The 16,166-nt window shown below is 68.0% G+C and carries 13 protein-coding genes; all 13 read left to right on the top strand.

Annotated features, from left to right (window positions below; genetic code table 11):
• The first annotated feature begins 75 nt into the window (after nucleotides 1-75).
• The 13 genes from BM417_RS00470 (at nucleotide 76) to BM417_RS00410 (ending at nucleotide 16,034) form a co-directional block, all read left to right on the top strand.
• Nucleotides 76-1,035 (top strand): TIGR03885 family FMN-dependent LLM class oxidoreductase, encoded by a 960-nt coding sequence (locus BM417_RS00470; protein ID WP_093588503.1) that lies wholly within the window; start codon nucleotides 76-78, stop codon nucleotides 1,033-1,035.
• Nucleotides 1,032-2,537: an alpha-amylase family protein gene (locus BM417_RS00465; RefSeq protein WP_093587730.1), complete on the top strand. Its 1,506-nt coding sequence runs from the start codon at nucleotides 1,032-1,034 to the stop codon at nucleotides 2,535-2,537. Before BM417_RS00470 ends, BM417_RS00465 begins: the two co-directional genes overlap by 4 nt.
• A 45-nt stretch (nucleotides 2,538-2,582) precedes the next feature.
• The gene (locus BM417_RS00460; RefSeq protein WP_177320211.1) at nucleotides 2,583-6,107 is read left to right on the top strand and encodes a P-loop NTPase fold protein; all 3,525 of its coding nucleotides are present in this window, start codon (nucleotides 2,583-2,585) and stop codon (nucleotides 6,105-6,107) included.
• Between the two features lie 70 nt (nucleotides 6,108-6,177).
• A complete protein-coding gene (kdd, locus tag BM417_RS00455; protein ID WP_093587728.1) occupies nucleotides 6,178-7,188 on the top strand; it encodes an L-erythro-3,5-diaminohexanoate dehydrogenase in 1,011 nt (336 codons plus the stop codon).
• On the top strand, nucleotides 7,181-8,728 hold the full coding sequence (locus BM417_RS00450) for an amidohydrolase (RefSeq protein WP_218164325.1): 1,548 nt from the start codon (nucleotides 7,181-7,183) through the stop codon (nucleotides 8,726-8,728). The genes kdd and BM417_RS00450 overlap by 8 nt, the downstream gene beginning before the upstream one ends.
• A gap of 3 nt (nucleotides 8,729-8,731) precedes the next feature.
• Nucleotides 8,732-10,300 carry a lysine 5,6-aminomutase subunit alpha gene (gene kamD, locus BM417_RS00445; RefSeq protein WP_093587726.1) on the top strand — a complete coding sequence of 523 codons (1,569 nt, stop codon included), beginning with the start codon at nucleotides 8,732-8,734 and terminating at the stop codon, nucleotides 10,298-10,300.
• On the top strand, nucleotides 10,297-11,049 hold the full coding sequence (gene kamE, locus BM417_RS00440; protein WP_093587725.1) for a lysine 5,6-aminomutase subunit beta: 753 nt from the start codon (nucleotides 10,297-10,299) through the stop codon (nucleotides 11,047-11,049). Before kamD ends, kamE begins: the two co-directional genes overlap by 4 nt.
• On the top strand, nucleotides 11,046-11,444 hold the full coding sequence (kal, locus tag BM417_RS00435; RefSeq protein ID WP_093587724.1) for a 3-aminobutyryl-CoA ammonia lyase: 399 nt from the start codon (nucleotides 11,046-11,048) through the stop codon (nucleotides 11,442-11,444). Before kamE ends, kal begins: the two co-directional genes overlap by 4 nt.
• Nucleotides 11,445-11,512: 68 nt before the next feature.
• Nucleotides 11,513-12,925 carry a DUF4331 domain-containing protein gene (locus BM417_RS00430; RefSeq protein ID WP_177320210.1) on the top strand — a complete coding sequence of 471 codons (1,413 nt, stop codon included), beginning with the start codon at nucleotides 11,513-11,515 and terminating at the stop codon, nucleotides 12,923-12,925.
• A 15-nt stretch (nucleotides 12,926-12,940) separates the two neighbouring features.
• Nucleotides 12,941-13,969, top strand: coding sequence for a tetratricopeptide repeat protein (locus tag BM417_RS00425; RefSeq protein WP_143138448.1), 1,029 nt, complete (start codon nucleotides 12,941-12,943; stop codon nucleotides 13,967-13,969).
• On the top strand, nucleotides 13,966-15,282 hold the full coding sequence (locus BM417_RS00420; RefSeq protein WP_177320209.1) for a nickel/cobalt transporter: 1,317 nt from the start codon (nucleotides 13,966-13,968) through the stop codon (nucleotides 15,280-15,282). Before BM417_RS00425 ends, BM417_RS00420 begins: the two co-directional genes overlap by 4 nt.
• A gap of 15 nt (nucleotides 15,283-15,297) precedes the next feature.
• Nucleotides 15,298-15,609 (top strand): hypothetical protein, encoded by a 312-nt coding sequence (locus tag BM417_RS00415; RefSeq protein WP_093587721.1) that lies wholly within the window; start codon nucleotides 15,298-15,300, stop codon nucleotides 15,607-15,609.
• Nucleotides 15,610-15,683: 74 nt separating this feature from the next.
• A complete protein-coding gene (locus tag BM417_RS00410) occupies nucleotides 15,684-16,034 on the top strand; it encodes a GntR family transcriptional regulator (RefSeq protein WP_245821585.1) in 351 nt (116 codons plus the stop codon).
• The last annotated feature ends 132 nt before the right edge of the window (nucleotides 16,035-16,166 follow it).

Below are 16,166 nucleotides of genomic sequence, written 5' to 3'. Positions count from 1 at the left end.
CTGCACTCAACACGGACCCCGTTCAGGATCGGTTCAAAGCTTTTCCAGAACTTCTTCGCTGGGTACCTCAGGCCCATGACGGTCTACGGCATCCACGCGTCCCACGAGCAGATACACCCCTCTGACCTCCTCATCGCCGTGCGCAGGGCCGAGGAGGCGGGGTTCGGCGCGGCCATGTGCTCAGACCACTTCTCGCCCTGGAGCGCGCGCCAGGGCCAGTCCGGGTACGCCTGGTCCTGGCTCGGCGCGGCACTACAGGCCACCGACCTCCCGTTCGGCGTGGTCACGGCCCCAGGGCAGCGCTACCACCCGGCGATCACCGCCCAGGCGATCGGCACCCTCGCCGCGATGAACCCCGGCCGGTTCTGGGCCGCGCTCGGCACCGGCGAGGCCAGCAACGAGCACATCACCGGCGACGGCTGGCCCCGCAAGGACGTCCGCACGGCGCGGCTGCGCGAGTGCGTCGACGTGATCCGGGCGCTGCTGTCCGGCGAGGAGGTCAGCCACGACGGCCTGGTCACGGTCGACCGTGCCCGGCTGTGGACGTTGCCGGACGAGGTGCCGCTGCTGATCGGCGCCGCCGTGAGCCCGGCGACCGCCCGCTGGTGCGCTGACTGGGCCGACGGGCTGATCACCGTCAACGCCTCCCCGGAGCGGCTGCGCGAGGTCGCGGACGCCTACCGGGACGCCGGCGGCAAGGGCAAGCTCCACCTTCAGGTGCACCTGAGCTGGGCCGATGACGACGACACCGCTCTCGCGATCGCGCACGAACAGTGGCGCAGCAACGTGTTCCGCCCACCTGTGTGCTGGGACCTCGAACTCGCCGAGCACTTCGACGTCGTCGCCGAGCACGTCACGCCGGCGCAGGTGGCCGAGGTCGTCAACGTGTCCGCGGACCTGGCGTGGCACGCCAAGCGGCTGCACGAGTACGCCTCGCTGGGGTTCGAGGAGATCTACCTGCACCACGTCGGCCAGGACCTGATCCCGTTCGTCGACGCGTTCGGCGAGCACGTGTTGCCGGAGGTGACCGCGTGATCCGCACGTCCGACGTCTGGTGGAAGAACGCCGTTCTGTACTGCCTGGACGTGGAGACGTTCTCCGGTGACGGCTTCCGCGGCGCCACCGAACGCATCGACCACCTCCACGCCTTGGGCGTCACGTGTGTGTGGCTGATGCCGTTCTATCCGACCCCCGAACGCGACGACGGCTACGACATCACCGACTTCTACGGCGTCGACTCGCGCCTGGGTTCGCTGGGCGACTTCGTGGAGTTCGTGCGCGCCGCACGAGACCGAGGAATGCGCGTGATCGCCGACCTCGTTGTGAACCACACGTCCGATGAGCACCCGTGGTTCCACGACCCTTCAAAACGCGACTGGTACGTGTGGGCCGACGAGCCCCAGGCCGACGGACCGCAGGGAGTCACGTTCCCCGACAAGGAGAACAGCCTCTGGGAGTACTCGGAGGAGGTCGGGAAGTACTACCTGCACCGCTTCTACAAGCACCAGCCCGACCTCAACGTCTCCAACCCCGAGGTGCGCGACGAGATCGCCCGGATCATGGGCTTCTGGATGGAACTGGGCCTGAGCGGCTTCCGCGTGGACGCCGTCCCGTTCCTGCTGGAGCACAACGACCCGATCGACGCCGTCTCGCTGCCCGACCCGCACGACTACCTGACCGACCTGCGGGCGTTCCTCAACCGCCGCAACGGCGAGGCCGTCCTGCTCGGCGAGGTCAACCTGCCGTACAAGGACACGATGGCCTTCTACGGCCAGGGCGTCGGCGACGAGCTGACCATGTGCTTCGACTTCGTCGGCATGCAGGCGATGTACCTGGCGCTGGCGCGGAAGTCGACCGGCCCGCTGGCCAAGGCCCTGCAGGAACGGCCGCAACCACCGCGCGACGGCCACTGGGCGACGTTCGTCCGCAACCACGACGAACTGACGCTGGACAAGCTGCCGATGGACGAACGCCAGGAGGTCTTCGACGCCTTCGGTCCCGACCCGAAGATGCAGCTCTACGGACGCGGTCTGCGCCGGCGGCTGCCCGGCATGCTCGACGGCGACCAGCGCCGCATCCGCCTGGTCTACAGCCTGCTCTTCACGCTGCCGGGGACGCCGGTGCTGTTCTACGGCGAGGAGATCGGGCTGGAGGAGGACCTGTCGCTCGAGGGCAGGCTGGCGGTGCGCGTGCCGATGGACTGGGAGGCCGCGGGGAAGCAGCGCCACGACCCCGACTCGTTGCTGACGTGGATGCGGCTCCTGGTCGAGCGCTACCGGGAGTGCCCGGAGCTGGCGTGGGGCGAGGTGAAGGTGCTCGACGTCGGCGACCCGACGGTGTTCGCGCACCGCGCGGACTGCGACGGCGGCTCGGTGATCGCCGTGCACAACTTCACGGACCAGGAGGTCACCGTGCGGGTTCCCGCCGAAGGGGTGCTCACGGACCTGTTCACCGGCGGTGCCGTGAAGCCCGCGAAGATCGGTGCCAAGGTCGATCTCGCACCGTACGACTGCCGTTGGTTCCGTTTGGTCACGTAGCGAAACACGCCCGTTGGGCGACAAACGAACATGCCCGTGCCCGACATGCCCGCAGACAAGGACGAACTCGGCTTCAACCGGTTCGCGATACCGCTCGCCAGGAGCGTTGCGGCCACGGACCGTTTCACGACCCCGTGGACCATCGGCGTCTACGGGGAGTGGGGGAGTGGGAAGACGACGTTCCTCAAGTTGGTCGAGCGAGAGCTGCGGACGAACGGTGTGCACCCGATCTGGTTCAACGCCTGGAAGTACGTGCGAGAGGAGAACCTCTGGGCGGCGTTGATCGAGAGGATCCTCACTGACGCGCGGAAATCAGTGCGGTGGTATCGGCGCTTCGATGTAGGTCTGCGGATCTGGTGGCGCTCGATCGACGTCAAAAGCGGTTCGTGGGAGCTCCTCCGCAAGCTGTTCGTGCTCGGATTCCGCGTCACCATGGTGGCGTTGCTGGTGCTGATGGCGCTGAGTCTGGTGCCGGTGGCAGGCAATCCTTTGGCGGGTTCGCTCGCGGGCAACCCGGTGTTGGGCGAGACCTGGGCACGCGTGCTGATCGGCGTGGTGGCCGCGCTGGGCAGCAAACCTGACGCGTTGATGAAGGTTTTCGACATCAGGCTCGGTGCCGATCTGACGGCTTTTCGGCGGCGCCGCGCACACCGGGATCAAACGGCGTTGCTGGACGACTTCAACGCCGAGTTCCAGGGCCTCCTCGAGGTGATGTACCACAAGAAGCCACTGGTCGTGATCATCGATGACCTGGACCGCTGCCTGCCGGAGCAGACGCTGCAGATCATCGAGACCATCAAGCTGTTTCTCGACGAACCCGGCTGCGTGTTCCTGCTGGCGGTCGACCGGGAGATCATCGAGCACGCGATCAGGGTGAAGTACAAGGACCTGCCTGCTGCGGGAGACGTCGGCGAAACCTACTTCGAGAAGGTCGTACAACTGCCGTATTCGCTGCCGCCGCCGGCAGAGAGCATGGTCGAGTCCTACATCCAAAGCATCTCCGAAGACGATGACGTCCGGGATTGCCTGCCGATCCTGCGTGGTACGAGCCCTTACAACCCGCGGCGGATCAAGCGGAGCGTGCAGGCTTTCACACTGGTCAAGGGGCTTGCGGCGGGCATTGACCCGGTGCCCTCACTGCTGGCCAAGCTGGTGGTGATCCAAGCTCAGTTCCGGCGGGTGTACCGCGCGGCGGTGAATGACCACTCTCTGCTCGCGCGGCTGGAGGTGGCGTACCGGCAGCCCGACACGCTGCAGGACGAGAAAGACCTGGTCTTCGTCGAACAGGTCAAGCAGTACTCCGAGAGCTATCCGGCTCTCGGAGAGCTGTTGAGGCACAGAATGTCGGACGCGGACTCCTTCCAACGCGTCCAACTGGTCAGGTACCTGTCCTTTGTGGACACCGTGGTTTCGGCAGAGCCGGTCGAGCCGCGCCGTGTCACGGCACCACGTAATTCAGCGCTTGTCATGCACCTGTCGGAGGACCTGCGGTGGGGTCAGTGGCTCCTCGATCAGATGGTGGATCTGGGACGCAAGGCGCTCACCGCGACTCTGGAGACGGCGGCCGGCATCGAACTGAAGGAGTTCGACCACACGCTCGCCGTCATCTCGTCCGCCTCGGTCGCCTCCGTGGACGCTCAGCGGCAGTGGGCGGCCGCGATTGCGAGCGGAACGCAGTTCGTCGGGGTCGTGGTCGAGGACTGCGATCTGCCCGAAGTGCTGGACGGCCGTCGCGTCGTGAAGGTGGCTGGGCTGGATGAGGCGGAGGCGCGAAATGTGCTCTCGAACGCGTTGCGTTCGACGACCACGGTGACGAATGAGATCACGGGCACAGCCAGAAACCTTGTGCAGGCCAGGGACATCCATGGGGACGTCCACCTTTATCCCGGCCGAGGCTCGATCATCAACAATGTCCCGCTTCTCAAACCCAACTTGGTCGAGCGGCCCGCCCTCATCGGCCGGATCGACCAGTCCTTCCGCCCGGCGTTCACCGGGCTGTGCGCGCTGGTAGGCATGCCAGGCAGTGGAAAGACGGTGCTCGCTCAGCAGTACGCCGAGGCCAACGCGAGCCGCTACGAAGTGATCTGGTGGATCAGGGCCGGTCAGTTCGAGACCGATCTGGCCGCACTCGCCAGAGCCCTGGACGTGCCTGCCGATCAGGTGTCGAGTCGCGTCGCGACGTTCGGGCGGTGCCTGCTCGTCTTCGATGGCGCGAACGACCCGGAGGAGTCGGCCGAGTTGCTGCGCGGACTGGGCAACGCCCAGATTCTGGTGACCTCTGTGCACCGCGGCTGGGCGAACCTGGCCGACGTCGTGGAGATCGGCGTGTTCTCGCCGGAAGAGTCGCTGCGACAGCTCGGATCCTTCGTCGGCGCGGCTGAACTTGCCGCAGCGGTCGGGCACCTGCCCGCCGCTCTCGCGGCCGCCTCGTCGTACTTGAGGGACACCAAGACCAGCGTGTCCCGCCTCACCGATCTGGTCAGGGACTCTTCGAACCCGGTGACCCATGGGCTGGGCATCACCCGAGCACTGGACGCGGCCGCCTCCGGTGAACCATGGGTGAGGCAGGCCATCGGAGTGCTCGGACTCCTCAGACCCACCGAGATCCCACGCGACCTGATGTTCGCGCTGATCGGCGACAGTCGAGACAGCCTCGATCGGACGCTGGCCGTGCTCTACACGAACTCCCTGATCGACCTGGGGACGCGCGCCGTCACCGTGCATCCGATCGTGCGACAAGCGATCGTGGAGTACTCCGGCAATCGCTCTGACATGGCGGCCCTCGCCGAACACGTCGTGCACCGCGGTAGCACGTACCTGCGGGCCACCCGCGATGCCGGCTCAGCCGCCGCGTTGCTGCCCGCCCTCGCGGTCGGCGACCAGATCGGGTTGCGCCGCGGTCTCTCCGAACTGCGGTCGAACATCGAGTTGGCCACGTCGTCGTGGTGCCTCGTGATCGCCGGTCTCGGCACCGACTACAGCCTGCCCCGGAAGATCTGCGCAGAACTCGAAGGTGTCGCCGATGGCGCGGCATACACCTACATCTGGAACGACCACCTCTACCTCCACCGCGACGTGACCGACCTTGTGGTCCGGCTGGTGACAGCGCCACTCCGGGCGGACTGTGTCTTCTACGCAGAGTCGGAAGTCAAGTCGCAGTCACTTGGCCATCAGGTGAGCATCGCCCGCAAGGTAGGTGTGCGCACAGCCGTTGTCGTGGGCAGCACACCGCCCGAGCTTGCGGGCTTTCCCGAGATCCTCCGTGCGGACGACTGGGAAGGTGCACTGGAGCTGCTGAACAAGGTGAAGCCGCTGGTGCCGAACACCCCCATCGGCCACTACACCCAACTGGAAGTGCTGGTGATGAGCAAAGACGCCTCGGTGGACGTCGGGGAGGTGACACTGCGGGACGAGACCCGGCGAGCCCGCGTCGTCCATACCGACGATTCGTCCGACCCGCACACCCACACGTTGGTGCTCGACCTTGACGCCCCGATGTCGATGACCACGTTCGACCGCTTCCAGAGCGTCGAGTTCGGCAACGGTGTAATCACCCGAATCGTCAGGTGATGCTTGCGCAATCTTTACACTTCACGTGAAGATATCTTCGAGACAGCGTCGTCGACCGAAGGATTTTCGCGTGAGCGCGTACGGACTGCACCGCGTCCTGGAGCCTGCCGGCGTCCTGCCCCAGCAGGCGTGGCGGCTGGACGCGGAACCCGTGCCCGCCCCCGACGAGGTGATCGTCGCGGTCGAGCGGCTCAACCTGGACGCGGCGTCGTTCCGGCAGCTCAGGGAGCAGCACGGCAGTGGTGCGGCGGTCCGGCAGGCCGTGCTCGACATCGTCGGCGAGCGCGGCAAGATGCAGAACCCCGTCACCGGGTCGGGCGGCATGTTGCTCGGCACCGTCCTCGAGGTGGGGCCGGAGTCGCCGCTCGGGCTCAAGGCCGGCGACCGGATCGCGACGCTGGTCAGCCTCACGCTGACGCCGCTGCGGATCAACGACGGGCTGCAGGACTGGGACGGCGAGGACGAGCAGGTGCCGTGCCGGGGGACCGCGGTGCTGTTCGGACGGTCCATCGCGGCCGTGCTGCCGGACGACATGCCGAACGAGCTGGCGCTGTCCGTGCTCGACGTGTGCGGTGCACCGGCGCTGACTGACCGTGTGGTGCGCAAGCATCCCGGTGGGTCGGTGCTGGTGCTCGGCGGTGGCGGCAAGTCCGGGTCGCTCTCTCTCGCGGCCGCACGTCAGGCCGGTGCGTCGCGCCTCGTCGCGTTGGTGCCGACTGAGCGTGAAGCCGCGCAGGTGCGTGAGTCGGGCCTCGCGGACGAGGTCGTGATCGCGGACGCGCGCAATCCGGTGGCGGTGGCCGAGGCCGTGGGCAAGCAGGTCGACGTCACGGTCGTGTGTGTGGACGTGCCGGGGTGCGAGCACGGTGCCATCCTCGCGACCGCGGACGGCGGCACGGTGATCTTCTTCTCGATGGCGACCTCGTTCAGCGCGGCGGCCCTCGGTGCGGAGGGGCTGGCGGCGGACGTGGAGATGATCGTCGGCAACGGATATGTGCCTGGTCACGCCCAGTTCGCGTTGGACCTGGTCCGGACGCGGGCGGGTGTGCGGGCCCTGTTCGAGCAACGGCAGACTGCGTGACGTGAGTACGCAACTTTTGGTCGGCGGCCGCATCTACGCACCGGATGCGACGGCGATGGCCGTCACGGACGGTGTCGTCGTGTGGATCGGACAGGACTCGGTCGGGCACGCGCTGCATCCGGACGCCGAGGTCATCGAGCTCGACGGTGCCTTTGTCGCGCCCGCGTTCGTCGACGCGCACGTGCACGCCACGTCCGCCGGCCTGCTCCTGACCGGCCTCGACCTGACGAAGTCGTCCTCCGTGGACGAACTGCTGGAGAAGGTGCGCGCCGCCGAGGGCCCCCTCGTGTGGGGGCACGGGTGGGACGAGACGCGCTGGCCGGAGAACCGCCCGCCGACGCGCGCCGAGATCGACGAGGCCGCCCAGGGCAAGACGGTGTACCTGTCGCGCATCGACGTGCACTCGGCGTTGGTCTCCTCGGACCTGATCACCGACGAGGCCCGCACCGCCGATGGCTTCTCTGCGGACGGCCATCTCTCGCGCGCCGCACACCACCTTGTGCGAGGCGCGGCGAAAGCCGCCATCACGCCCGAACAGCGCGAAGCCGCCCAACTGACCTTCCTGCGTCACGCGGCGTCGAAAGGCATCGCGTCCGTGCACGAGTGCGCCGGCCCGGACATCTCCGGCGAGGACGACCTGCGCGAGCTCCTCGCGCACACCGAGGGCCCCGAGGTGGTGGCCTACTGGGGTGCCCACGAGCTGCCGGGCGTTCCCGTGCGCGGACTCGCCGGCGACCACTTCGTCGACGGTGCGATCGGCTCCCGCACCGCGGCGTTGACCGAGCCCTACGCCGACGCCGCCACGTCCGGAGCGCTCTACCTGGACGGACGCCAGATCGCCGACCACCTGATCAAGTGCACCGAACTGGGGGTGCAGGCGGGGTTCCACGTCATCGGCGACGCGGGCATGGCCGCCGTCATCGAAGGCTTCGCCCTCGCGGAGAAGGCACTCGGCACCCCGGCCCTCGCCTCCGCCCGCCACCGCCTCGAACACGTCGAGATGGTGTCGGCCGAGCAGGCCCAGCAGCTGGCCGGGTGGGGCGTCATCGCCTCCGTCCAGCCGCTGTTCGACGCCGAATGGGGCGGCCCGACTGGGATGTACGTCCAGCGACTCGGTGACGAGCGCGGAGTGGGGCTGAACCCCTTTTCCCGTCTCGCGGCCGCGGGCGTCGCGCTCGCGCTCGGCTCGGACACCCCGGTGACCGCCATCGACCCGTGGGCTGCGGTGAAAGCCGCCGTCCACCACAAGACCGAGGGCCACGGCATCTCCCCGCGTGCCGCCTTCACCGCCCACACCCGTGGCGGCTGGCGTGCGGCAGGCGTGATGGACGGCCTGACCGGCACCCTTCAGCCCGGCGCGCCCGCGACGTACGCGGTGTGGGAGACCGGCGACCTCGTGGTGGCCGGTTCGGACGCACGGGTGCAGCGCTGGTCGACCGACCCGCGTTCGGGCGTGCCCGGACTGCCTGATCTCACCGGTCCCGCGCCCGTCTGCGTGCGGACCGTCCTGAACGGCCGGACGATTTACGAGAGGAAGTGACTCATGGCGTTGCTCGACCTCGACCCGAAGGTGGTCGCCACCGCCCGCAAGCTCGCGGCGCGGGCGGCCGAACCGGTGGTGTCCCTCGCGAAGGCGCACACCACCGTCGCCGTCGAGCGCGCCACACTTCGCCTGGCAGGCATCACCGGCGCGGACTCCACGCACCGCGCCGGTGACGTCCCGTGGGTCAACCGCGTGATCGACACGGTCCGCGAGCAGTGCGGGCTGGAGCACGGCGTGGTGCTGCCGGCGTTCCACGCGCTGCGCGAACACAACCTCGGGACTCTCACCGAACTCGCCGAGGCCACGGCGGCCGGTCAGATCCAGTTCAGGATCCCCACCGGCAAGGACCTGACGGCGGCGCGCAAGGCGTCCACGTCCGCGGTGTCGAAGGGGCTCAGGGCGGTCGACCGCAACCGGGCCCAGCGCGACAAGCTGATCACCAAGTGGGGTGATCCCGCGCAGCGTCCGTGGATCTACCTGATCGTCGCGACCGGTGACATCGACGAGGACGTGATTCAGGCCCAGAACGCGGCCCGCGCGGGCGCCGACATCATCGCGGTGATCCGCTCGACGGGGCAAAGCCTGCTCGACTACGTCCCGGAAGGCGCCACGCACCACGGTTTCGCGGGCACGTACGCCACGCAGGAGAACTTCCGGATCATGCGCGCGGCCCTCGACGACGTGTCGAAGGAGGTCGGCCGGTACGTGCGGCTGACCAACTACGCGTCCGGCCTGTGCATGCCGGAGATCGCTGTCCTGGCAGGACTTCAGCGCCTTGACATGATGTTGAACGACTCGATGTACGGCATCCTGTTCCGCGACATCAACCCGATCCGCACGTTCGTCGACCAGCGCTTCTCCCGCCAGGTGCACGCGCGCGCCGGCATCATCATCAACACCGGCGAGGACAACTACCTCACCACCGCGGACGCCGTCGACGCCGCGCACACCGTCACGGTCTCCCAGCTCCTCAACGAGCACTTCGCCCACGAGGCGGGACTGCCCGACCACCTGCTGGGCCTCGGCCACGCCTTCGAGATCAACCCGAAGGTGCCCGACTCGTTCCGGCTCGAGCTCGCGCACGCCCTGCTGGCCCGCGAACTGTTCCCGGACGCGCCGTTGAAGTGGATGCCGCCGACCAAGCACATGACCGGCGACGTCTTCGACGGCTATCTGCTGGACGGGTTCTTCAACCTCGCGGGTGTCCTGACAGGACAGTCCATTCTGCTCGTCGGCATGATGACCGAAGCCGTGGTGACGCCGTTCCTGTCGGACCGCGACCTGGCTCTGAAGAACGTCCGGTACGTGCTGAACGCGGCGGGCAGCCTCGCCGAGGACTTCCGGCCCTCCCCGGACGGTCTGATCGTCAAGCGCGCGCACCAGGTGCTCGGCGAGGCCGTCGACCTGCTGGAGCGCATCGTCGACGACGGCCTGCTCAACGCGATCGCGGACGGCACGTTCGGCCTGATGAAGCGGCCCGCGGACAAGGGCAAGGGCGCGGACGGCGTGGTCGAGAAGGCCCCCGAGTACTTCAACCCGGCTTCGGAGATGCTGGAGGCAGCGCAGTGACCGACGCGAAGAGGTACGTGCGGCCGTACGGTGACACCACCGGTGACGGCATGATCCAGACGTCGTTCACGCTGCCGATCCCCTTCGGCCCCAAGGCGGACGGCGCGGCGTTGCAGCTCGCGAACAAGATGGGCATGGATCCCGCGATGGTGGTCCACTCGAACCCCATCGGCGACGACTTCACGTTCTTCGTCGTCTACGGCTCGGTGAAGCACCTGGTGGACCTGGACGAGGTCAGGGTCGTCGAGCGCGAGTACCCGCTGCTGTCGCCGGCCGAGGTGAACTCGGCCTTGAAGAAGGTGTTGCGGCGCAAGCTGGTCGTCGTGGGCGGGTGCATTGGCACGGACGCGCACACGGTCGGCATCGACGCGATCCTCAACATCAAGGGCTTCGCGGGCGAGAAGGGCCTGGAGTACTACCGGGAGCTGAAGGTCGTGAACCTCGGTGCCCAGGTCTCGGTGCCCGAACTGGTGCGGTCCGCCCGCACCGAGAAGGCCGACGCCGTGCTGATCTCCCAGGTCGTGACCCAGCGGGACGCGCACATCCTGAACACGCAGGAGATGTCGGCGGCGTTCCGCGAGGCGATGGGGGACCGGCGGCCGTTGCTGGTGGCCGGCGGTCCGCGGTTCGACCCGTTGATGGCGGGCGAGCTGGGGGTTGATCGGGTTTTCTCCCGGGGTACCACGCCGGGTGAGGTCGCGAGCTATCTGGTGCACGCGATGCAGGAGAAGAAGGGGGTCGCCGCGTGAGCGGAGCTTTGGTCGAGGGTTTCTCGGTGACGCACCGCCGTTACGTGCCGCACTCGCATGCGCACTACGGCGGCAACCTGGTCGACGGCGCCTACGGGCTCGGCATGTTCGGTGACGTCGCCACCGAGTTGCTCATCCACACGGACTCCGACGAGGGGCTGTTCGCGGGGTACAGCTCCGTCGAGTTCGCGGCGCCGATCCAGGCCGGCGACGTCGTCGAGGCCTCGGCGACGTTGGTGCGCATCGGGAAGCGGTCGCGTGAGATCGAGTTCGAGGCACGTGTGGTGTGCCGTTCGGCGCCCGAACGCGGACCTTCGGCAGCCGACGTACTCGTTGAGCCGATCGTCGTAACGCGGGCCCGCGGCACGGTCGTCGCGCCGAAAGCCGCTGAATAACTCCAAAATTTAGTCCGAACCGGATGGCGTCCTGCTCCGAATCCCCGCCGTGGGAAGGGAGCAGGACAATGCCAAGTAGCAACAAACAACGATTACGCCGGGGTGCGATCGCCGCGGCCGTGGTCGCGGTGGCGGCGGCGATTCCGGCGGCACAGGCCTCCAGTCACCGCGAGGCACCACTGATCGCGGCGGACCCGGCGGTCGACAACACCGACGTGTACGCCTTCACCAGTCCCGACAAGCCCGACACGGTGACGCTCATCGCGAACTGGTTCGGGTTGCAGGAACCCAACGGTGGCCCCAACTTCTACCCGTGGGCCACCGACGCCCGCTACGACATCAACGTCGACGCGGACGGCGACGCGGTGCCGGACAAGACGTTCCGGGTCACGTTCAACACGGACGACCGGCGGGGCAAGGCGAACACCTTCCTCTACAACAACGGGCCGGTCACGTCGATCAACGACGACAACCTGTTGTTCCGCCAGAACTACAACCTGGAGCTCATCGAGCAGGGCAAGTCGACCCAGCTCGTGAAGGACGGCCGTGCGGCGCCGTCGAACACCGGACCGGCGTCGTTCCCGAACTTCGGCGCGATCAGGGACCAGGCGACGGCGAAGATCCCCGGTGGCGGCCAGGTCTACATCGGACCGTCCGAGGACTCGTTCTTCCTGGACCTGCGGGTGTTCGACCTGCTGTACGGCGGGAACCTGAAAGAGGTCAACCAGGACACCCTGATGGGCTACAACGTCAACACCATCGCCATCCAGGTGCCCAAGACGATGCTCGCGCTGAAGGGCGACCCGAAGCGCAACCCGGTGATCGGCGTGTGGAGCGACACCGAGCGCCGCACGTTGAAGCTCGACCCCGGCAAGGCGACCCCGCAGGGCAACTTCGTGCAGGTGTCGAGGCTCGGCAACCCGCTGGTGAACGAGGTGGTGTCGTCCGCGCCGCTGAAGGACGCGTTCAACGGGCTCGAACCCGTGGGGGACGCGAAGGTCCAGGCGTTGCTGGACCGGGTGAACGACCCGGAGCTGGCCCGGCTGATCCAGGCGATCTACGGCATCCCCGCGCCGAAGACGCCGCGCTCCGACCTGGTGGAGATCTTCCTGACCGGGATCACCACGAAGGCGGGCGGCCCGATCAAGGTCGATCTCAACTCGCAGCTGAACAACGCCGACGTGAACCCGAAGAAGTTCCAGCCTTCGGAGATGTTGCGGCTCAACATGTCCACGCCGGTGACGCGCAACCCCAACCGGCTCGGCGTGCTCGGCGGGGACCTGCAGGGGTTCCCGAACGGGCGCAGGCTCACCGACGACGTCGTGGACATCGAGATCCAGGCGGTGGTCGGCGCGGCGCTGACCGGCAAGCTCGTGCCGGCGCTCGCGAAGGGTGACCGGGTGAACGGCAACGACGTTCGCTTCGGAGATCGGTTCCCGTACGTCGGACTGCCCAGCAACCAGGCGGTCAACTCCCGCTGAACGAGGGTGCCCTCAATGTGGAAAACACTTCCGCTGCTGGCTGCCCTTTTGGCTGTCGCCGCCTGCGCTCCCCCGCAGGCGGCGGCACCCGCCGCCACGCAGACCTCTTCTTTGCAGCGCAACGCCGAGTCGTTGCAGGCCAAGCTCCGCCGAACTCCGCAGGACGCCGCTGCCTGGGCCCAGCTCGGGGCCACGCACGTGGAGCTCGCCCGAGTCACCTTCGACCCCCAGCACCACCCCCGTGCCGAGAAGGCGCTGACCGAGTCGTTGCGGCTCAAGCCGGAAGGCAACGGTGAGGCGTTCATCGGACGTGGCGCGCTCGCCAACGCCCGGCACGACTTCGTTGCCGCCCGCGACTGGGGCCGGCGCGCTGTGTCGGTGTTGCCGGACTCCGCCGCCGCGCAGGGAGTGCTGGTCGACGCTTTGACCCAGCTCGGTGACTCCGAGGGAGAATCCGTTGCACTGCAACGCATGCTGGACCTCAGGCCAGGGGTCGCGTCGTTCACCCGGGCGGCCTACCACTTCGAGTTGCGCGGCCGTCTCGACGAGGCGCGCGGGGCGCTGGAACGGGCCCTGGAGTCGGCTTCCTCGCCGGACGAGGTCGCGTTCTGCCGGCTCCATCTGGACAAGCTGGAAGGGCGGACCGACGAGTCTCTCGAGACCACTCGAGAGCTGGCGTCGAAGGTGCCGTCACCGGAACACCTGGTGAGGTACGGCGAAGCCCTGGACAAGGCGGGCAAGCCTGCCGAGGCGCGGGCGCAGTACGACCTCGCGTTGCGGCAGTTGCGCGCGTTGGGCGGTGACGACCTGACGGCGGCTTTGATCTCCGCTGATCACGGCGACCCCGCCGAGGCGTTGCGGTTCGCGGAGAAGGAGTGGGCCAAGCGGCAGAGCGTCTTCACGGCGGACGCGATGGCGTGGGCTCTGCACGTCAACAAGCGGTCCGCGGAGGCGTTGCCGTACTCGGACAAGGCGGTCGCGCTGGGCTGGCGCGACCCCGACGTGCTGCGGCACCGCGAGGCGATTTTGGGGAGCCTGCGATGAGAGTGTTCCTGTTGGTGCTGTTCGGGATGCTGCTGATGGGCGGGGTCGCGCAGGCGCACCCGCTGAGCAATCTCAGCGTGAACCACTACGACGGGCTGCGGGTGTTCGCGGACCGGATCGAGCTTCGGTCCGTTGTGGACAGTGCGGAGATCCCGACCTTGCAGGACCGCGAGTTCGTCGATGCTCGCAAACGCTGCACGGAACGCGCGAAGTCGTTGAACGCGATGGCCGACGAGCAGGAACTGCGGTTCGAGGTGCGCGACGCCGACGTCGTGCGCCCGCCCGGTGAGGCCGGCCTGCCCACGATGCGCCTGACGTGCGAGTACACCGCGTTGCTGCCGTCGCGGGGCGAGGTCGAGGTGACGTTCAGCGACTCGTACCTCAAGGACAAGCCCGGCTGGCGCGAGATCACCGTCGTCGGCGTGGACGTCGCGGTGTCCGGCGCGCCGGCCGAGACGATCAGCAACGAACTGCGCACGTACCCGGAGGACCTGCTGTCGTCGCCGCTGGACGTGCGGGCGGTGCGGTTCCTCGCACAACCAGGTGAGGGGTCAGTCGTCACCCCACCTGGGGTTCTGGGTGAAGCCACGAAGGCGGCCGTCGGACTGGTGGGTGATCTCACCCCGGTGGTCGGAATCGGTGCGGTCCTGCTGTCTCTGGTGCTGGGCGCGTCGCATGCGGCGCTGCCCGGCCACGGCAAGACCGTGATGGCCGCCTACCTGGCGGGTTCGAGGGGAACCCGCCGCGACGCACTCCTCGTCGGCGCCACCGTCACCATCACCCACACGGCGGGTGTCCTGGTGCTGGGGCTGCTGATCAGTGCGTCCAGCGCGATCGCGGGCGAGTCGGTGTTGCGCTGGCTCGGCGTGGCGAGCGGTCTGCTGGTCGCGGTGATCGGAGGGGTGCTGCTCCGCTCGGCGGTGCTGTCCCGTGGTCGTAAGCGGCACGACCACGGGCATGGACATGGACATGGGCACGGACACGGCCATGGCCATGGGCATGGGCACCGCCGGGCGGGGCTCGTCGGAATGGGGGTCGCGGGCGGGTTGGTGCCGTCCCCGTCGGCTCTGGTGGTGCTGCTGGGCGCCATCGCGCTCGGCCGCACGTGGTTCGGCGTGGTGCTGGTGCTCGCCTACGGCCTGGGCATGGCGGCGATGCTCACCGCCGCCGGTCTGCTCCTGGTCTCGCTGCGGGACCGCTTCGGGCCGCGACTGGCCCGCTTCCGCAGGTTCACGGACTTCACGCCGCTGGGCACCGCGGCGCTGGTGATGCTCGTCGGAGTCGGTCTGGCCACGCGTGCGCTGGCCGGTTAGTCAAGGAGAAGGATCATGAAGAAGCTCATCGTGCTGGCCGCCCTGGCCCTCGGCCTGGCCGCGTGCAGCACCGAAAGCACCCCCACCGCGCAGTTCGACGACGAACGGCAGTCCGACGTCTCCTGCATGAAGCACCAGGAGCAGACGCCGGGGGAGGAGTACTTCGACGAGGGCAACTGGGACACCGTCGTCTCGTTATCTCTCCTCCGCTACTACACGTCGAACGGCGCAAAGCCGTACTGCGACGGCAAATCCGCCACCGACGCCGACCAGGGCTGGCGCAAGCTCTACGTGCAGATGGGAGCCGAGAAGAACAATCTGCGCTGAATCGACCGCAACCTCAGCCTCCTTCTCCCGTTGGTCAATACAGAAGTAGCTACATGCGGGGAGGATGGGGCGCAGTGAAGATCGACCACCAGGGGGAGACACCTCCCTACGAGCAGGTGCGCGTGCACTACGCGCACGCCATCTCGAACCGAGAACTGCCGGTGGGTGCGAAGCTGCCAACGGTGCGTGCCCTGGCGAAAGACCTGGGCCTGGCCGTGAACACGGTGGCTCGCGCCTACCGTGAACTGGAGGAAGCCGGCCTCGTGGAGACACGGGGCCGCGCCGGCACCGTGGTCAGCGCGAACGGCGACAGCAATCGCGAGCGCGTCCGGGCGGCGGCGGCCCAGTACGCGGCGATGTCGGTGGAACTGGGCCTGTCACGGCAGGAGGCCCTGGAGATCGTCGGTGCTGCTCTGAGCGCCTGACCGGGGCACTCTCCTGGGCGCGCAAAGGTTTCTGAGACGGTGACGTTCCACAATGGTCACCGTTCTCAGTGTGGCTCGGCGCGGCCCTGCGAGCGAAAGCGCGCCACTGGATCTTGTGCTGCTCCATGCAGG

This window comes from Lentzea waywayandensis, from assembly GCF_900115955.1.
Lineage (GTDB): Bacteria > Actinomycetota > Actinomycetes > Mycobacteriales > Pseudonocardiaceae > Lentzea > Lentzea waywayandensis.
This window is presented reverse-complemented; position numbering and strand designations above follow the sequence as displayed.

Bases quoted from the DNA above. Each gene is read 5' to 3' on its own strand.
- BM417_RS00470 (WP_093588503.1), top strand. From the start codon at position 76: ATGACGGTCTACGGCATCCACGCGTCCCACGAGCAGATACACCCCTCT.
- BM417_RS00460 (WP_177320211.1), top strand. From the start codon at position 2,583: ATGCCCGCAGACAAGGACGAACTCGGCTTCAACCGGTTCGCGATACCG.
- kamD (WP_093587726.1), top strand. From the start codon at position 8,732: ATGGCGTTGCTCGACCTCGACCCGAAGGTGGTCGCCACCGCCCGCAAG.
- BM417_RS00430 (WP_177320210.1), top strand. From the start codon at position 11,513: ATGCCAAGTAGCAACAAACAACGATTACGCCGGGGTGCGATCGCCGCG.
- BM417_RS00425 (WP_143138448.1), top strand. From the start codon at position 12,941: ATGTGGAAAACACTTCCGCTGCTGGCTGCCCTTTTGGCTGTCGCCGCC.
- BM417_RS00420 (WP_177320209.1), top strand. From the start codon at position 13,966: ATGAGAGTGTTCCTGTTGGTGCTGTTCGGGATGCTGCTGATGGGCGGG.
- BM417_RS00415 (WP_093587721.1), top strand. From the start codon at position 15,298: ATGAAGAAGCTCATCGTGCTGGCCGCCCTGGCCCTCGGCCTGGCCGCG.